The sequence below is a fragment of the Moraxella sp. CTOTU49097 genome (assembly GCF_032064105.1).
Lineage (GTDB): Bacteria > Pseudomonadota > Gammaproteobacteria > Pseudomonadales > Moraxellaceae > Faucicola > Faucicola osloensis_B.
The window spans coordinates 248,018-265,521 of sequence record NZ_DAMBOA010000001.1; the positions used below are offsets into that span (position 1 = coordinate 248,018).

At 44.1% G+C, this 17,504-nt stretch carries 14 protein-coding genes; 7 read left to right on the forward strand and 7 right to left on the reverse strand.

Going from position 1 to position 17,504, the window contains the following annotated elements; all coding sequences use genetic code 11:
* Positions 1–30 precede the first annotated feature (30 nt).
* Positions 31–1,986 (reverse strand): ATP-binding cassette domain-containing protein, encoded by a 1,956-nt coding sequence (locus tag RT064_RS01170; protein WP_313060406.1) that lies wholly within the window; start codon positions 1,984–1,986, stop codon positions 31–33.
* A 104-nt stretch (positions 1,987–2,090) separates the two neighbouring features.
* On the opposite strand from RT064_RS01170, the gene RT064_RS01175 reads away from it, so the two are divergent.
* Both RT064_RS01175 and RT064_RS01180 read left to right on the forward strand, forming a co-directional pair.
* Positions 2,091–2,366, forward strand: a complete 276-nt coding sequence (locus RT064_RS01175) for a SlyX family protein (RefSeq protein ID WP_096488841.1) — start codon at positions 2,091–2,093, stop codon at positions 2,364–2,366.
* A gap of 365 nt (positions 2,367–2,731) precedes the next feature.
* The gene (locus tag RT064_RS01180) at positions 2,732–3,895 is read left to right on the forward strand and encodes a PilT/PilU family type 4a pilus ATPase (protein ID WP_309592932.1); all 1,164 of its coding nucleotides are present in this window, start codon (positions 2,732–2,734) and stop codon (positions 3,893–3,895) included.
* A gap of 122 nt (positions 3,896–4,017) precedes the next feature.
* Here the strand turns inward: RT064_RS01180 and RT064_RS01185 are convergent, their stop codons facing one another.
* Positions 4,018–5,115 (reverse strand): 3-deoxy-7-phosphoheptulonate synthase, encoded by a 1,098-nt coding sequence (locus tag RT064_RS01185; RefSeq protein WP_313060410.1) that lies wholly within the window; start codon positions 5,113–5,115, stop codon positions 4,018–4,020.
* Positions 5,116–5,420: 305 nt separating this feature from the next.
* On the opposite strand from RT064_RS01185, the gene lpxB reads away from it, so the two are divergent.
* A complete protein-coding gene (gene lpxB / locus RT064_RS01190) occupies positions 5,421–6,809 on the forward strand; it encodes a lipid-A-disaccharide synthase (RefSeq protein WP_313060412.1) in 1,389 nt (462 codons plus the stop codon).
* A 65-nt stretch (positions 6,810–6,874) separates the two neighbouring features.
* Here the strand turns inward: lpxB and RT064_RS01195 are convergent, their stop codons facing one another.
* Complete coding sequence (locus tag RT064_RS01195) at positions 6,875–8,284, reverse strand: ABC1 kinase family protein (RefSeq protein ID WP_313060414.1); 1,410 nt, start codon at positions 8,282–8,284, stop codon at positions 6,875–6,877.
* Between the two features lie 172 nt (positions 8,285–8,456).
* Complete coding sequence (gene purD, locus RT064_RS01200; RefSeq protein ID WP_313060417.1) at positions 8,457–9,761, reverse strand: phosphoribosylamine--glycine ligase; 1,305 nt, start codon at positions 9,759–9,761, stop codon at positions 8,457–8,459.
* A gap of 68 nt (positions 9,762–9,829) precedes the next feature.
* On the opposite strand from purD, the gene RT064_RS01205 reads away from it, so the two are divergent.
* Complete coding sequence (locus RT064_RS01205; RefSeq protein ID WP_313060419.1) at positions 9,830–10,552, forward strand: ribonuclease HII; 723 nt, start codon at positions 9,830–9,832, stop codon at positions 10,550–10,552.
* 213 nt (positions 10,553–10,765) lie between these two features.
* On the opposite strand, the gene RT064_RS01210 is transcribed toward RT064_RS01205, so the two are convergent.
* Complete coding sequence (locus tag RT064_RS01210) at positions 10,766–11,221, reverse strand: DIP1984 family protein (RefSeq protein WP_313060421.1); 456 nt, start codon at positions 11,219–11,221, stop codon at positions 10,766–10,768.
* A gap of 35 nt (positions 11,222–11,256) precedes the next feature.
* The gene (locus RT064_RS01215) at positions 11,257–12,144 is read right to left on the reverse strand and encodes a glycerophosphodiester phosphodiesterase (protein WP_313060423.1); all 888 of its coding nucleotides are present in this window, start codon (positions 12,142–12,144) and stop codon (positions 11,257–11,259) included.
* Positions 12,145–12,292: 148 nt separating this feature from the next.
* Between RT064_RS01215 and RT064_RS01220 the strand changes: the two genes are divergently transcribed.
* The 3 genes from RT064_RS01220 (at position 12,293) to pgeF (ending at position 15,620) form a co-directional block, all read left to right on the forward strand.
* A complete protein-coding gene (locus RT064_RS01220) occupies positions 12,293–13,330 on the forward strand; it encodes a hypothetical protein (RefSeq protein WP_313060425.1) in 1,038 nt (345 codons plus the stop codon).
* 147 nt (positions 13,331–13,477) lie between these two features.
* Positions 13,478–14,659, forward strand: coding sequence for a 2-methylaconitate cis-trans isomerase PrpF (gene prpF, locus RT064_RS01225; RefSeq protein ID WP_313060426.1), 1,182 nt, complete (start codon positions 13,478–13,480; stop codon positions 14,657–14,659).
* Between the two features lie 52 nt (positions 14,660–14,711).
* Complete coding sequence (gene pgeF, locus RT064_RS01230; protein WP_313060428.1) at positions 14,712–15,620, forward strand: peptidoglycan editing factor PgeF; 909 nt, start codon at positions 14,712–14,714, stop codon at positions 15,618–15,620.
* A gap of 57 nt (positions 15,621–15,677) precedes the next feature.
* On the opposite strand, the gene RT064_RS01235 is transcribed toward pgeF, so the two are convergent.
* Positions 15,678–17,333 (reverse strand): peptidylprolyl isomerase, encoded by a 1,656-nt coding sequence (locus RT064_RS01235; RefSeq protein ID WP_313060429.1) that lies wholly within the window; start codon positions 17,331–17,333, stop codon positions 15,678–15,680.
* Between the last annotated feature and the right edge of the window lie 171 nt (positions 17,334–17,504).

A 17,504-nucleotide genomic window follows, 5' to 3' on the forward strand; every position in this document is an offset into this window, starting at 1 on the left:
AACTTTGCCTTTATAAATTGTTTACTTGTCTTAATCATCAAGTTCTGACCAACGTGCCATTTTTTCAAGTAGCAAATCATCAATCTCGTTGAGTCGTTCACTGGCTTGGGTAGCGGCTGCCATATCGCTCACAAACCAGCTGCCATCAGCTAATTTGTCTTGAAGTTCAGCTTGCTCTTGCTCCAGTAGCGCGATTTCATTGGGTAAACTGTCTAATTCACGCTGTTCTTTGTAGCTCAGCTTTTTCTTCACTGTATCAGTTTTTGGCGCATCAGTGTTAATGGCTTCTTTGGGCTTTGCTGTTGTCTTTTCTGATTTGTCCGCTTTGGGTTTAATCGCTTGTTCACGGGATTTTTGCGTCAAATAGTCTTGATAGCCGCCGACATATTCTTTGACAATGCCATTGCCATCGCTATCTTCATCAAAAACCCAAGTTGATGTTACGACATTATCCATAAAGGTACGGTCATGGCTAATCAGTAAGATGGTGCCATTAAAGCTATCGACAGCTTCTTCTAACAGCTCTAGGGTTGCCATATCCAAGTCGTTGGTCGGCTCATCAAGTACCAAGATATTTGCAGGTTTTAGTAGCTGTTTGGCCAGCAAAACGCGGTTACGCTCACCGCCTGACAAGGCTTTGACCGGTGTTCTGGCACGTTCTGGGGCAAATAAGAAATCTTGCAAATAGCCAATGATATGTTTCTTTTTACCCGCCACTTCTACAAAATCAGAACCTTCTGCGACGTTTTGTACCACGGTCGCTTCTAGATCAAGTTGGTCACGCAGTTGGTCAAGAAAGGCAATTTGTAGATTGGTGCCTAATTTTACTGAGCCAGATTTGGTAATATCAGGCTGTGGAATATCCAAAATCGCATGAATGAGCGTGGATTTACCGACACCGTTTTTACCGATAATACCAATACGGTCACCACGCATGATGCTGGTGGTGAAATCTTTTACCAAAGTTTTATCACCATAACCTAGATTGAGATGTTTGACATTGGCAACCAATTTGCCGCTGTTGTCGCCATCGTTCATGCTGATGTTAACTTGTCCGACTTGCTCACGGCGGGATTTACGTTCTTCACGCAGCGCCTTTAACGCGCGCACGCGACCTTCATTGCGGGTCCGGCGCGCTTTGATACCTTGACGAATCCACACTTCCTCTTCAGCCAGTTTTTTATCAAAATTGGCATTGGCTTTTTCTTCGGCACTCAGTTGTTGTTCTTTAAGTTCTTGGTAGCGGGCATAGCCTTTATTGACATTGCCTGCTTGTTTAGTGACGTCATAACTGCGCAATATACCGCGGTCAAGTTCGACAATGCGGGTGGCGATTTTGTCAATAAACGAGCGGTCATGCGAGATAAACAGCAGGGTTAATCCTTGCGCGTTTTGTAAAAATTGCTCAAGCCATTCGATACTTTCGACATCCAAATGGTTGGTCGGCTCGTCAAGTAGTAGCACATCAGGTTTGGTAATCAGCGCACGGGCAAGCAGCACACGGCGTTTGCGACCGCCCGATAATTCACTAATATCAGCGTCGCCGTCCAAGTTCATCATGGACAGCATGGTCTGTACTTCGCGGGTCAAGTCCCAACCATGGGCATCATCAATTTTATGCTGCAAATCTGACATCAATTCACAGGCTTTCATATCACCACTAGCGCATTTATCACTGGCTTGCTCGTAGGCTGTCAGCCATGTTGCCACATCGCCTGCACCAGCCATAACGATGTCGCTGACTTTGCCCGACGTTTCTGGAATGTCTTGCTCGAGCATGGCAATTTTTAAATTGCCACTGATTTGGAATTCGCCACTGTCAGCCTTGACTTGACCGCTAATGACCTTAAACAAAGTTGATTTACCTTCACCATTGCGCCCAATCAAACACACGCGTTCGCCTTGTTCGATATTAAAATCAATACCGTCCAAAATCGGTGCAATACCAAATGCCAAATGAATATCTCGTAAATGAATCAGTGCCATAACTTTCTCAAAGTTTAGTAAAAATGTTTGTATAATAGGAAAATGCGGCTATTGTAGCAGACTTTATGGCAAAAAATTGTGGGGAAAGTTATGAGGCATTCTAAATGAGCGAAAAAGATCACCAAAAACAGGCAAGCGATGAAAACGGGTTGGTTACCATGGTAGAAAAATTAACCCAAGCGTTGATTGATTTACAAACGCAAGTGCTGTTTATGGAAGATACAGTGGATAAACTTGATAATATCGTCACCGAGCAAAGCCAGCTAATTGCTGACCAACAACGGCAATTACAGCTACTTTATCAAAAATTGGAAACTCAAACGCAAGGCTCACAAATTCAGCCGTTTGATTTGTTGAGCGATAAACCGCCGCATTACTAATTTTATTGACAAAAATTGAAATTTTTATCAACATGGCAAGCGTTTTATGCGCTATAGACTGCCAATGCCCTAAATAGGAAAAACCAATGGTAGCTAGTTGCATCTGACTATCAGCAACAAACTCTGCAAAAATTGACCTTGATAGATATCAAACGCAAACTGCTTTATCAATGCTTTATCAAGGCGTGCCGTCAAAGATAGGCAAGGATGAGAGACTAAACGGGTCATTTTTTTAACGTAAATTTTGTATATGTATCTATCAATTTTCACCAGCATAGCAAATAAGTTTCACAAGTATTTCAAGCAAGCAAGCATAGTGCTGTGACCAAATAATCTGCTTTCATTTATTGTTAGGAATATCCTATATGAATCATAATGAATCTTTAATCAGCGTTGCCGAAGAAACATTACATGAAGCCAAAACAGTCATGTTTAATATGCTGTCCAAAGTGGTAGAAATCGGTGGTTCTGATTTATTTATCTCAGCGGATTTTCCACCCAGTATTAAATATCACGGGCTCATGAAGCCGCTCAATAAACAACCACTGACGGCTGAAAAAACCAAACTGTTTGCCTATAGTTTGATGAACCAAAAACAGCGCGAAGAATTTGCAACCAATCTTGAGTGCAACTTTGCGATAAATGTGCCCAATGTATCGCGATTTCGGGTTAATGTGTTTCAGCAGCAATTACAAGTCGGTATGGTGATTCGTACCATTACGGCAGAAATACCCAACTTTAAACAGTTGCTACTACCTGAGCAGCTCAAAAAAATTATCTTGGAAAAACGTGGGTTAGTGCTGGTCGTAGGGGGAACGGGGTCAGGTAAATCAACATCGCTGGCGGCAATGATTGACCATCGTAATGAAAACTCCGCAGGTCACATCATCACCGTCGAAGACCCAGTAGAATATGTGCACAAACACAAACAATCCATGATCACCCACCGTGAAGTAGGCGTGGATAGTCATTCATGGCATAACGCACTCAAAAACACCTTGCGCCAAGCGCCTGATGTGATTTTGATTGGGGAAATTCGTGATACTGAAACTATGGAAAACGCCATTGCATTTGCTGAAACAGGTCACTTATGTTTAGGCACTTTGCATGCCAATAATGCCAATCAAACCTTAGATCGTATTATCAACTTTTTTCCAGAGGAGCGTCGTAACCAATTGCTGATGGACTTGTCATCGAATATGAAAGCTATCATTTCGCAGCGTTTGATTCGTACAGAAGATGGTAAAGGTCGTCGGGCAGCGGTAGAAATTATGCTTAATACCCCATTGATGGCGGATTTGATATTAAAGGGTAATTTTCATGAAATTAAAGCGCTGATGACCAAATCTCGGGAGTTGGGTATGCAAACCTTTGACCAAGCCTTATTTGATCTATACGATGAAGGCGCTATTTCGTATGATGAAGCAATTCGCAATGCCGACTCTGCCAACGAACTGCGGTTGCAAATCAAACTTAAAAGCCGACGCGGGGAAGGTGGCACGCAAAGCACAAGTGAGCTAAAGCTTTAATAAAAAAACGCCCTGCGACTAAACAAGTAACACAGGGCGTTTTAATCAGCTATCTGAAAAACTAGAGTCAATTAACAATTAATAATCACTTACTCATTACTAATCACTTAAAAAAATAACAGTTACTCATTCAACTCGCGAGTGGGTAATACATCTTTAATGGCATCACGTAAATCATGCATCGCTTTGACCGTGGTATCCCAATCGATACAGCCATCGGTAATAGACTTGCCATATTCAAGCTGGCTCAAATCCGCGGTCAAATCTTGACGACCGCCTTTAAGATGACTTTCAACCATCATCCCAATAATCGAGCGATTACTGTGTTTGATTTGCTCAGCGATATTTTGAATGACCATCGGTTGCAGGTAAGGGTCTTTATTTGAATTGGCATGGCTTGAGTCGATCATGATTTTGCCTGAGACTTTACCTTTGGCAAGTTCATTTTCTGCTTGGGCAACGGCAGTTGCATCATAGTTGGGTTTGCCATTACCGCCACGAAGCACCACATGACCGTATGGATTACCTTTTGATTGAATGATAGACACCAGACCATCGGCAGATAGACCTAAAAAGCTATGACCAGATTTGACCGCTTGCATGGCATTGACCGCCACTGTCATACCACCGTCAGTACCGTTCTTAAAGCCGACTGGACAAGACAGACCTGAAGACATCTCGCGGTGAGTCTGACTCTCAGTAGTACGTGCGCCAATGGCTGACCAACTAATTAAATCTTGGATATACTGCGGTGTATTGGGATCAAGCGCTTCGGTTGCACAAGGTAAACCTTTTTCATTCAAATCAAGCAGCAGTTTGCGCGCAACACGCAAGCCCTTATTGATATCAAAGCTATCATTCATGTCTGGGTCATTGATTAAGCCTTTCCAGCCCACTGTGGTACGGGGTTTTTCAAAATACACACGCATCACCACATAAATACTGTCTTCAATTTCTTTGGATAAAGCCAACAGTTTATCGGCGTATTCATGCGCAGCGTTGACGTCATGAATCGAGCAGGGGCCAATCACCATCAATAAACGTTTGTCTTTACCGTCTAAAATATTACGCACGGTTTCGCGACCTTTGGTCACAGTCTCGATAGCTTTGGGGCTCAATGGTAGTGCGTTTTTTAATTCCGCAGGCGTCACTAGCGGTAAAATTGCTTCAATATTCACATTATCTACATCAGCGATATCAGTTTTGGCAAAAGTTGTCATAATTCTCACAGGCTGTTGGCAAAAATTTAAAAAATCACTATAAACCAAAAAAATTATAATGTCATTACTTCCGTGAGTAGGAAAGCCTACTTTTAGTTTGGCAGTTGATAAAATATTTTGTCAATGTTTAAACTCTGTTTGGATATCTGCATATCCTACCACAACAGTATAACAACTATTGTATCAGTATACTAGTACAAAATAACAAAAAACTGTCATTTAAATTTTTTGATGGTTTTACTTTTCATCTGTTTACCCCTAAAATATTTTTTTAAAATGATAACCAAACAAGGCTGTTTATTCTCATGTACGCTAACGCCCCTGCACAAACCATTTCAGACCTTGCTGCAAACGCAACACTCGCAACCGATATTGCTAACCCAAGCGCAGCCAGCTTTTCTAACGTCAGCGAAGCGAGCTTTTCTAACATCAGTGGAGAGAACTTGCTGCAAAACGTTGCTAAAAATAAATTTCAGCCGATTGTCATTGGTATTGTAGCAGGCGAGGTCTCAGGCGATGCGCTGGGTGCAGACTTCATGCGCCAGATGAATAATTTGCGTGATGACATTGTGTGGGTGGGCGTGGGTGGCGCACAGATGCAAGCGCAGGGGCTTAACTCAGTCATTGAGATGTCTCGTTTGTCGGTGATGGGCTTGGTGGAAGTGGTCAAGCATTTGCCAGATTTGTTTAAAGCACGCGATGAGATTTTGGCAGCGTTTAAACAAAACGCCATCGATATTTTTGTCGGCATTGATGCGCCTGATTTTAATTTACGATTGGGTGAACGGTTAAAATCAGCGGGTATTTATTGTGTGCAATATGTCAGCCCATCGATATGGGCATGGCGGGAAGGGCGAATTGAGAAAATCAAACGCGCGACCAATTTGGTGCTGTGTTTGTTTCCGTTTGAGTTGTCTGTGTACCAAAAACATGATCATCCCGCCGTGTGTGTCGGGCATTCACTCCTCAAAACCATGGATGACAATTTGTTTACAACGCCCATGGATGAGCTGCGCCGTGAATTGATTTGGGATAATCCCACCTACCACCAGTTTTTTGTCAAAATGGGCGAGCTTGAGATGAGTCATCTCATTGCAGTGATGCCAGGCTCAAGACGCAGTGAAATCGATGCGATTTTTCCAAAAATGCTCAAAGCCATTCATCAACTGTTGATTATGGATGATAAGCTATGCTTTATCGTACCAACGGTCAACCAACATCTACTGACTATCGTAGAGCAATATCTAGAAGCCCAGTCAGCGCAGGTGCGCCATCATGTCACAGTGAGCTGTGATGAAACACAAGCGGATTTTAGCCAACGGGTGATGGCGGCGTCAGATTTGGTGCTGCTCGCATCGGGTACCGCAACGCTTGAAGCCATGCTACTGGGTAAACCGATGGTGGTGGTATATTCACTCAATAAAATGACCTTTTGGCTGGCAAAACGCCTAGTCAAAGTGCCATATGTGGCACTGCCTAATATTTTGGCAGGTCGAGAAATCGTACCAGAATTGCTACAAGAAGACGCCAACCCAGACAATATTTGCCGTGTGGTACAGCAATCATTAAAAGTCAAAAACTATAACGAGCAGCTGCGAGATTTGCGGCAAACATCAGAGTGGCTGCGTGAACAAAGCAACATCAATCCCGCCAATGCGGTGATTGATAATTGGCTGACGTGGAAAAAACAGTAAAAATCTCAGGCAAAATTTGATGCTTGATCAAGTTGGGCACGGTGATAATGATGGCAAACTTACACCTAATCTTCTGAGGTGAATGTTGCCATCAAGTCATGGGCTTTGGTTCTTGCATCAAGCACAGTCATAAACGTGTAAGCGCCGATGAATTTACGGCTAATAAACATCAGCTCTTTAGGCGGCACGCTAAAGGCTTTTGAGGTCGCTGATTTGCTGGCAAGCTTAATGACACGGTTATGTAAATCACTTTCCGCCCAAATATAATTGCCATGTACATCCAGTACATTCGGTGGAATCGTCGGATTACGACTTGGAAAACTAAAGGGTTCACTGGCAAGCAAACATAGCTCGACCATATCATTTTTTACCGAATCGCTAAGATTAGCAAAGAATTCAAAATGCTTGCCTGCTTGATCAATTGCTTGGCGCATTTTGCTACGGTCATGAAAAACCCCTGCCAACAGCAAATTACGGGCGATAAGTAGCAGATTGTCATCAAACTGACGAATCGCGCCAAAGTCCAATAACACCAATTGGTCAAGCTGTGTCTCAGGCTGCTGTGCTAGGCGAATCAGATAGTTGCCAAAATTGGGGTCGGTCTGCATATCTCCCCATTCAAAAATCTCACGCAGCATAATTTCAATCGAAGCCTGCCCAATCGCATTCCGTCTTTCTTGCGGTAGCGCAAATACTTGCTCATCCAAAATCGATACGCCATCTTCATAGCTCATACATAGCAGCCGATCGGTGCTATAAGCTTTGAGGATGCGCGGCACCACATAGCGACTATCCCCAGCAAAACGCTGAAAAAACGTCTCAGTGGTATCTGCTTCTAGCAGGTAGTTGACTTCATGATGCAGCAGGTCACGAATTTCTTCAAACCACGCATCGAGTTGGCGGGTTTGCGGGACAACATTCGTCACTTTAAGTAATTGGCGGAACAAATCCAAATCACTGTCCACGGCATCAGCAATATTGGGATACTGCACCTTAAACACCACTTGCTCGCCCGTGGCTTTATGAACCGCTCTATGTACTTGCGAAAGTGAGGCGGTGCCAATTGGGGTATGGTCGATATCAAACTCATGAATGGTATCGCCCAATTCGGTTTGTAGTGCTGATTCGATAATTGACCAGGAAAAAGCAGTCGTCTGGCTGTTCAATGTCTGTAAGGCTTCTGTGATTTCAGGGGGCAAAAAATGCTCCCCGTACAGAGCTAACATTTGACCGATTTTGACCACTGAGCCTTTGAGTTTACCCAGCTCATCCACCAAATACTGGGCTTGCTCGCGCATAAATGCTTGTTTTTGTACCGCTTTTTCTTCTTTTGACTTAAATAATCCAAAGGCGCTATTGGTTGCCCATCGTCTGCCGATATTGAGCGATGCTTTGGCAATCGATAACCGACGGTCAAGCGCCGAGGTTTTGAGCTGTTCAAGCGGTTGGTTATCGTAATTTTGCGGATTTGCCATACAGGGTGCCTAATGTTTTTGAAAGAAAAAGCCAAATAAAAAGCAAATCATTTTAACACATGATTTGCTTTGATTGTTGTTACCGATTTTTAATAAAGCCGATTAACACTTGGCTAACCACTTGGCGTAAGACAGTGGCTAGAGGTCTAAATGCCGTCTTATTGGTTACTGGTTATTCGGCGCTAGATTGAATAGCGCGCCAACCGATATCACGGCGATATTGCATACCATCGAAGCTAATAGCGCCACAAACTGCTAAGGCTTTGGTTTGGGCATCCAAAATATCATCACCGAGCGCCGTCACGCAAACCACACGACCGCCATTGGTGACAATCTCATCATTGTCAAAGGCTTTGGTGCCTGCGTGGAAAACTTTAACATCCATATCTGTTTGCCCATATTGTGACTCAAGTGTTGGTAACCCATGGATGACATCGCCGTTGCTCGCGCTTTCTGGATAGCCTTTGCTAGCCAGTACCACACCTAAGGCGGGACGCTCATCCCACTCGGTTTGTTTGGGAAGATTGCCATCCAATCCTGAGGCTATCAAATCGACCATTGAGCCTTTTAGGCGCATCATAATGGGCTGTGTTTCTGGGTCACCAAAACGGCAATTAAACTCAATCACATAGGGGTCATTGTGGTCATCAATCATCAAGCCTGCGTACAAAAATCCCGTATAAGGTGTGCCATTAGCGTTCATGGCATCGACCACTGGCTGAATCACACGCGCAATCACCTTGTCATGTACTTGCTGTGTCACCACGGGGGCAGGTGAGTAGGCACCCATACCGCCTGTATTAAGACCAGTATCACCTTCGCCAATACGTTTGTGATCTTGGCTGGTTGCCATCGGTAAGATATGGTTGCCATCTATCATACAGATGAAGCTGGCTTCTTCGCCTTGCAAGAACTGCTCAATCACCACACGGCTGCCAGCATCGCCAAATTTGTTGCCCGATAACATATCATTGATAGCGTCAACGGCTTCTTGTTCGTTCATCGCCACAATCACGCCTTTACCTGCGGCTAAACCATCGGCTTTAATGACAATCGGTGAGCCTTCGGCTTTCACATAAGCAATCGCTTGCTCAGCATCGCTAAAAGTTTGGTATTTGGCGGTAGGGATATGGTGTTTGATCATAAAATCTTTGGCAAAGGCTTTTGACCCTTCAAGCTGCGCGCAATACGCCGTGGGTCCCCAAGCTTTGATACCTGCTTTTGTTAAGTCATCGACCATACCTGCCACAAGTGGCGCTTCAGGACCAACTAGCACAAAGGCAATGTCATTGTTTTGGCAAAATTGAATCACCGCCGCATGGTCTTTGATGTTTAAATCGACATTTTGTAGTTTGTGTTCAAGCGCTGTACCCGCGTTACCATTGGCAACAAAAACCGTGCTAACTTTGCTATCTTTGGCGCATTGCCAGGCCAATGCGTGCTCACGTCCACCTGTGCCAATTACTAAAATATTCATATTGTTTCCTTAAAAATGTAAAATAGCCGTATGGTAGGCATTGTAACAAATTTTGGGATCTAAATTAAATGACAAAGCATTTTATTATTGGTGTAGATGAGGTCGGGCGAGGGCCGTTATTGGGCGATGTGGTGGTTTGTGCGCTCATCTTCGATAAGGCGATTTTATCTATCAAAGAAGATAGCCTAAGCACTGATTTACCCACGGCTGATAGTGTGGGTATTAGCCATAATCATGCCCTAAGTGCGCTAACTGACTCCAAAAAACTGTCAGAGAAAAAACGAGAAGCGTTATTTTCCTTGATTGAACAAACAGCGAGCGCGCATCAGGTTGTCAAAATTTCTGCCAGCTTAATAGACCAGCTCAACATCTTACAAGCGACATTGCTAGGGATGAAACAAGCGGTGGCAGGCGTGATGGCGCAAATGTTAGCGCAATATCCAACAGCGACCTTTAGCGTCATGGTGGATGGCAATAGACTGCCCGTGTTGTTTGACTTGCCCAATTATCAGCAAATTACGCATGAGCAAGCGATTGTGAAAGGGGACGGCAAACATGCGTGTATCAGTGGCGCCAGTGTGATTGCCAAAGTGACGCGTGACCGAGATATGGTGGCGTTGTCAAAGTTATATCCTGATTATGGCATTGAGCAGCATAAAGGCTATCCCACCGCCGCCCATATCCAAGCGATAGAGCATTACGGTATTTTGCCCATGCACCGCAAAAGTTTTGCCCCCGTCAAACAGAGGATTTTAGACAAAAAAGGTGAACATACAGTCAATATCCGGTAGTAATGAGTGCAGGTCTAAAGTCGCCTTGTGAGCGAGTTTAAATAGTAAAGTGTGCTGAGCGTGACAAGTAAAAAGATGGTCTTGCTCGCAGACCTGCAAGCTGTGCCCGATTTGTTTTCAACCTCTCGGTGGACAGCGAGCCAAACAAGGTCTGATAGTCGCCCTGTATGTTCAAATCCATCATAGCAAATTGTAGGCTTTTTTCAAACTAGCTTATACTAAATCAATCTGCCAATTAGCGGCTTGCAATTGGATATTTAAGTTTCTAAGTTTGACCGCTATGTCATCGGCTTGTTTTTGCAGTCTGACCGGTTCAATCACTTTTTGCCATTTGATTTCTCGATAGCTATAACGATCGCCTTCCGTCTTAGCATTATCAATCGCGGTTTGCAGCAGGCGATGGCGTTCGGCAAGTTCATCACGCTTGACTAAAGTGCTGAGCATGGTTGAGCCATCGGGCATGACAGCGATAGCATTGGTGCGATGGATATGGTCGATTAACGCATACAGCTCGCTCATGACTTGATTGGCTTGCAGCAACAGTTCAGTCGGGTTTTCACTTGGGGTATCGCCGTCTTGGACTTTGACATTTTCAGCAATGCGCGATTTCAAGCTGGCGAGTTTTTTTTGCATATCAGCACGTCGTAACAAAGCTTCTGCAAGTTTCATGGTTATCTCCTGATTGGTCAATTTAGTGGGTCAATTTAAACGTTAAACTCATATAATTGGGTTAAAAATTGGGTAGGATAATCTGTAATCACACAATCCACGCCCATCTCAATCAAGCGTTTTGCCACACCCACCTCATTTACTGTCCAAGCGGTGACTGTTAAGCCATAAGTTTTGGCAATTTCCAACAGGACTGGGGTGATAAGCGGATAATAAATGCCCACTTGGCTACAGCCTAATGCACAAGCACGATTAAAGGTTTGCAATATTAAATTTTTACCCGCTGCATCAGGCGTCGGTAAAAAAGCAATTTGGCTTGCCAGTGTGGCTTTGGGCTCAAGTGTTTTAGGCTCAAGTCTCTTAGGCTCAAGTAACAAGCCTGTCGGAAAGTGAAACGTTAAAAATTGCTGTTGGCTTTGAATTTGGTACAAAATATCAGTATCAAAACTGGTCAAAGTGATGGGTAAAGCTTGCCATATTTCTTGTGATAATAGCCTAAGTAAATTTTGAACCAACAAGGCTGGCTGGGTTTTAGCATGAGTTTTGATTTCCAGTTCAATATGGCGAAAGTGTTGCAGATAGGGAGGTAAATCGTCTAGCAACAATACGTGATGTTTTAAAAACCCGGGTTCAAAATATTGGGAAAAACGCCCATAGTCCGACTGCACAATGGCGTCTAATTCCGCCCATGTTTTATCAGCAATCCACGATTGTTTTGTTGCAAGCCGATTTAAGGTTTCATCATGAACCACCACAAATTTGCCATCGGCGGTCATTTGGACGTCAAATTCAACCCCATCAAGCTGTTTACCATATTTTTCTAATTGCTGCACGTAAGCAAATCCGTCTTGACAGTTCTCTAGCATTTCAGCGCGAGCAGCACGATGACCGAGTAAATAATAGGTTTGATTTGGATGGCGCATACGATGACTCGCAATAGACAATAAAATTTTATGACTACTAAAAATTATTACAACTAAATTTTATTATAAATAATAGTGAACAACTAGCCAATTTGCAAAACTTTGCTTTATAATGGCATGGTAATAAATTCTGCGTGAAAGGTGCCTTATGTCTATGATTTTCCCACAAAATACGTTGTCAAAAAAAATGCGTATGCCGTTATTGTTGGCGTGTTTTGCCTTAGCCGTCGTGGGATGTAGTCGCAATGAGCAAAAAGATGGGCAAACTGGCAGTGTTGCAAGCAGTGAGCAACAGCCAATTGAAACGTCTGATATTGCTTGTAACAACGAGAAGGCAACCAGTGCCATTCACAGTTATCTGGTCAATCGCATCGACCAGCAAGCCAAAAAACAGTCTGACATCATCCAGCAGCAAGCAGGTACGATGGTTGATATGACTATCTTGCAAAATGGCTTGTCGCAAGTGGCAATCAACCTAGAAAGCGTGAATGGTAGCAATGGTAAATGCCAAGCGACGGTGTCTTTTAATATGCCTCAAGCGCAGCTCGATAACGCGGATAAAATTTATACCCGTCTAAAAATGCCAGTCGCCGCCGAGCAAATCGCATCGCGTGGTTATCAACTGCAAAATAGCACTTTAGTGGCAAATACTGTTGGGTTTGGTCTATCAGCCAGTGGCACCAATTACCAAGTCAATAGCACCACAGGCGACGATGTGATTGGGCTAGTCGGTGAGATTATGGCAAATTCGGCATTATCGCAAACGCTGACCCAGCCATCTAATACGCCGTTAGCCGGTTCTTCGGCAGGCGCTATCCCTGCTCTACCACCCGTGACTAGCAGACCCAGTGTCGCTGCCAACAACACCCAAAATTCAACGACCAAACCTGTCAAGAAACAAACCACAGAAAAACCAAAAACCAACAGTGAAAAAAACGACAGCGAAACAATCAAGACTGACTTGACCACCACATTAGCCAAGAAAAACACCCAATCAGATAGCGCGGATAAAAAGTCGGTGAAAAAATCTGAGTCGACCACCTCAAATGCTGATACCAAATCAACTGCTACTAAGTCAACGGCTAGCACAAGTACAGACAAATCGACCAAGTCAGTATCGCATGAAAAAGTCCCAACCGACACCAATGTAAAATTAACCATTGAAGAAAAAAATGAGCAATACTAACGTTAACCACTGTTAAATGACGTGTTTAACGTATATCACCCAGTCATCAATTTGTTTTAGCATGTTTTTGATGTAGTAATTAGCTTTCACTAAACATAAAACAAATTGATGCGTCAATTCTCTACCTGCCACCATAAGGATATGAACATGGCCCATTTTGCCCCACAAATCGCTGCTAAAGCTACCTATATGCGCGGTGGTACATCAAAAGGTACTTTTTTCAAGCTTGATGACCTACCTGAACGCTGCCAAACCCCAGGGAAAGCCCGAGATAATTTTTTACTGCGGGTAGTTGGTAGTCCCGATCCGTATGGTAAGCAAATTGACGGTTTGGGAAATGGCTCATCCTCAACCTCCAAAGTGGTGATTTTGTCAAAAACAGACGTTGCCGATCATGATGTGAATTATTTATTCGGTCAAGTCGCCATTGACAAAGCGATGATCGATTGGTCAGGTAACTGTGGAAACTTAACCGCTGCGGTCGGTTCATTTGCGATTGCCAATGGGTTGGTGGATGCCAGTAAAGTGCCCCAAAATGGCATTTGTGAAGTCCGTATTTGGCAGCAAAATATCAGCAAAACCATCATCGCGCATGTACCAATGACCGATGGTCAAGTGCAAGAAACGGGCGATTTTGAGCTAGATGGTGTGACTTTTCCAGCAGCCGAAGTCAAAATTGAATTTATCGACCCTGTGGACAGCGATGGCGATATGTTCCCGACGGGCAACTTGATTGACAAACTTACTGTACCTGAAATCGGTGAATTTGACGTCACAATGATCAATGCAGGTATCCCAACGATTTTTTTAAATGCCAAAGACTTGGGTTTTACGGGCGCTGAGCTGCAAAAAGATATCAACAGCAACCAAGAAATTTTGGCTAAGCTTGAAAAAATCCGTGCCCATGGCGCAGTTAAAATGGGACTGATTGCAGAGCTAACAGAAGCTCAGACTCGTCAGCATACCCCAAAAATTGCTTGGGTTGCGCCACCCGCCGATTATACCGCCTCTAGTGGCAAAGCAGTCAAGGCAGGCAATATTGATTTGCTTGCCCGCGCGATGAGTATGGGTCAACTGCACCATGCCATGATGGGTACAGCCTCGGTTGCAATTGGTACCGCAGCGACCATTAAAGGTACGCTGGTCAACCAAGCGGCCGGTGGCAAAGCGTTGTCTGAAGTACGCTTTGGTCACCCATCAGGCACGCTACTGGTCGGGGGTGAGTCCTCACAAGTGGATGGCAAATGGCAAGCCAAAAAAGTCTCTATGAGCCGTTCAGCTCGCCGTCTAATGGTGGGTGAGGTGTATGTGCCTGGCGATGCGTTTTAATCTATAAATCATTCACAAGCCAACTAATAGCCCAATACCTAAGAGCCCAATAATGACGGATAAGCACTCACACTGGATTGAACTGACGCACGCACCAAGCCAAGGGGTAACCGTGGTTCAAACCCTATCTGGCTGTGAGTCCCTGCCAAGAAAGTCAAGTAATTCAAGCAAGTCAAGCAATGATTGTGTGGGGCAGTCTAGTTTGAATGCTATGTATGGTCAATTTAATCTAGGCTTGCATGTAGGGGATGATAGCATGCAGGTGCATCAAAATCGTGCGCACTTGCTGCAATCCTTGCAACAATATCATCCCGCATTAAACAGCATTCATTGGCTTAATCAAATCCATGGTAATGACATTTATCAGGTTACCGATAAAATTGGCACAGCAGCGATATCTGCTGATGCGCATATTACTCGTTTGCCTAATGTTGCCTTAGCGATTATGACAGCAGATTGTGTACCTATCATGATAGCCACCGATGCAGCAGATGATAACAAGATAATTGCGGCTATTCACGCTGGCTGGCAAGGTCTTAGTAAAAATATTATTGCAAAGACAGTGCAAAAAATGGTGCACCAGTTTGACTTTGCAGCGGGGGACAATGCGCCTGCCGAAATGCAGAATGTCACTCGTAGATGGCACGCTTGGATAGGCGCTAGCATCGCACAATCAAGCTATGAAGTGGACAGTCGTGTCAAAGATGCCGTGTTATCAGTGTTAAATGTATCTGAGGCTGTCGCTACCCAGTTGTTTCAGCCAAATGCTGATAAGGTCGGTCACTATTTTGCCGATTTGCCTGCAATAGCAGAATTACAGCTCAAGGCTTGTGGTATTCATCAGGTGCATAAAAGTGGTTTAGATAGCCATGGTGATGCACGATTTTATTCGTATCGTCGGCAAACCCAGCATCAATTGCCTGCGACAGGTAGAATGGCAACGCTGATTTTTATGGACTAATTTAATTATAAAAAAAGGCAGTATGTTAATCCTACGGCCTTTTTTGTGAAAGCTAAATTATTGCATGATTTTAACGTAAGCTTGCGCTCTTAAATCCTGCATCCAATCATCTAGCGCTTGTGGTGCCATACGTTGGTATAGGATTTCACGCGCCATGTTTTTACGATAGACATCACTCACATCTTTTTGACGTTTTTCATCGATTTTAAGAATATGCCAGCCAAATTGTGATTGAAAGGGCACAGAATAGTCATTTACCGACGTTTTTTTCATCATTGCTTCAAAGCTTGGTACCATATCACCTTCACTGACCCAGCCCAAATCGCCGCCGTTACTGGCACTTCCTGGGTCTTTTGAATAGGTGCTTGCTAAGGTAGCGAAGTCCTCACCTTGACGCAGTTTTTCATAGATAGTGTCGATCTGCTGTTTCGCCATGTCAGCCGGTAGGGCAGTCGATGGGCTGATTAAAATATGGCGGGTATGCCATTGATCGATGATTTTTTGTTGACCGCCGCGTTTATCGACCAGTTTAATCACGTTATAACCTTCTGCCGTGGCAATGGGGTTGGTGACTTGCCCGACTTCAAGGGCGGTGATGTTTTTTGACAGTTCTGTCGGTAACTCTGCCGCGACGTGATAGCCCATATCGCCCCCTTGAATTTGCGCATTATAGTTGGTTTGCGCATCAGTCATGATTTGCTCAATATTGGCATTCTCAGCTTGCAAATTTTTGGCAATTTGGGTGGCTACGGTCAGCGCTTGTTTTTTTTGTTTGTCGCTGGTTTTACCCGTGGCATCGGCTTCAAAAGGCACGCGAATATGTAAGGTGCGATATTGTGATTTTTCTAAAGCGTTGCTTTCTGGTGATTTTAAGAAGTTATCGACATCTTGATCTGAGATTTTGATGCGGCTAGCAAGTTGCTGCTGCTGCAAGGTTTGTATCGCCAAGTCTTCACTGACTTTTTGACGCAATGCTTGGTAACTACCTGCGCGCTGGGCGTCAAGTTTTTGCTGGAATTCAGCAAGGCTTGCGACCCCATTTTGTTGCGCCAAATTGGTCAACGCAGCATTCACTGCGCTCTCTTCAGCTTGCAGTCCTTGGCGTTTGATGATATCAAGTTGGATTTGCTTAGTAATTAGCTGATCCAATACTTGCGGATAAAGTTGCTGTGCGGGTGGTACAGCTTTATTTTGCGCTTGAAGCTGTGCAGAAGCTTGAGCAACCGCGCGATCTAACTGGCTGCGTAAAATAGGGGTGTCGTTGACAATAGCAATCACGCCATCAATAACCTGATCTTGCGAGTTACTAGTGACGACAGGCGTTGGCTCAACCAATGAATTGGCGACTTCTGATGTTACGGGCGCAGTTTGGGAGACAGCTTTTGCTGTTTTTTGAGTGATAGGTTTTGACACGCTGGCTTTGGTGTCAGCTTTGACTGATTTGGCAGTGTTGGTGGTTTTGTTTGCTGTCACAGCTTTGGTTGATTTGCTTGTGGTTTGCGCTGCAGGTTTGGTGCTAGATTTTTTGCTAGATGCCACCGTCGTTTTGCTGCTAGTTGTGTCAGTTTTAGCTGTTGCAGCCGCTGCTGCAGTCACGGCTTGCGCGTTCAATGTTGGCATGACCAATAGTGCGCCATATATCAAAGCGCTAGTGAGAGCAGATAGGGTATTACGGGGAAAATTGGGTAAATTATGCATGACAGCATGGTTCATGGCATGTATCCTTAAAATAAAAACCAAAAAATAAAAAAAGTAAATTTGATCACTCAAAAATCGTGGCAAAACCATTTAGCTTAAATGACGGGTCTTTGACCGAGTGGCTTAGATGTTGCTAAATGATGTTGTAAAGTTTGGGTCATTTTATACAATAATATTTGCTAGCGT

What these genes read in the sequence shown, in the direction of transcription:
- RT064_RS01220 (WP_313060425.1), top strand. Translation starts at nt 12,293, where the DNA reads ATGTCTATGATTTTCCCACAAAATACGTTGTCAAAAAAAATGCGTATG.
- RT064_RS01205 (WP_313060419.1), top strand. Translation starts at nt 9,830, where the DNA reads ATGACAAAGCATTTTATTATTGGTGTAGATGAGGTCGGGCGAGGGCCG.
- RT064_RS01215 (WP_313060423.1), bottom strand. Translation starts at nt 12,144, where the DNA reads ATGCGCCATCCAAATCAAACCTATTATTTACTCGGTCATCGTGCTGCT.
- RT064_RS01195 (WP_313060414.1), bottom strand. Translation starts at nt 8,284, where the DNA reads ATGGCAAATCCGCAAAATTACGATAACCAACCGCTTGAACAGCTCAAA.
- pgeF (WP_313060428.1), top strand. Translation starts at nt 14,712, where the DNA reads ATGACGGATAAGCACTCACACTGGATTGAACTGACGCACGCACCAAGC.
- prpF (WP_313060426.1), top strand. Translation starts at nt 13,478, where the DNA reads ATGGCCCATTTTGCCCCACAAATCGCTGCTAAAGCTACCTATATGCGC.
- RT064_RS01180 (WP_309592932.1), top strand. Translation starts at nt 2,732, where the DNA reads ATGAATCATAATGAATCTTTAATCAGCGTTGCCGAAGAAACATTACAT.
- RT064_RS01185 (WP_313060410.1), bottom strand. Translation starts at nt 5,115, where the DNA reads ATGACAACTTTTGCCAAAACTGATATCGCTGATGTAGATAATGTGAAT.
- RT064_RS01235 (WP_313060429.1), bottom strand. Translation starts at nt 17,333, where the DNA reads ATGAACCATGCTGTCATGCATAATTTACCCAATTTTCCCCGTAATACC.
- RT064_RS01175 (WP_096488841.1), top strand. Translation starts at nt 2,091, where the DNA reads ATGAGCGAAAAAGATCACCAAAAACAGGCAAGCGATGAAAACGGGTTG.
- RT064_RS01170 (WP_313060406.1), bottom strand. Translation starts at nt 1,986, where the DNA reads ATGGCACTGATTCATTTACGAGATATTCATTTGGCATTTGGTATTGCA.
- purD (WP_313060417.1), bottom strand. Translation starts at nt 9,761, where the DNA reads ATGAATATTTTAGTAATTGGCACAGGTGGACGTGAGCACGCATTGGCC.
- RT064_RS01210 (WP_313060421.1), bottom strand. Translation starts at nt 11,221, where the DNA reads ATGAAACTTGCAGAAGCTTTGTTACGACGTGCTGATATGCAAAAAAAA.
- lpxB (WP_313060412.1), top strand. Translation starts at nt 5,421, where the DNA reads ATGTACGCTAACGCCCCTGCACAAACCATTTCAGACCTTGCTGCAAAC.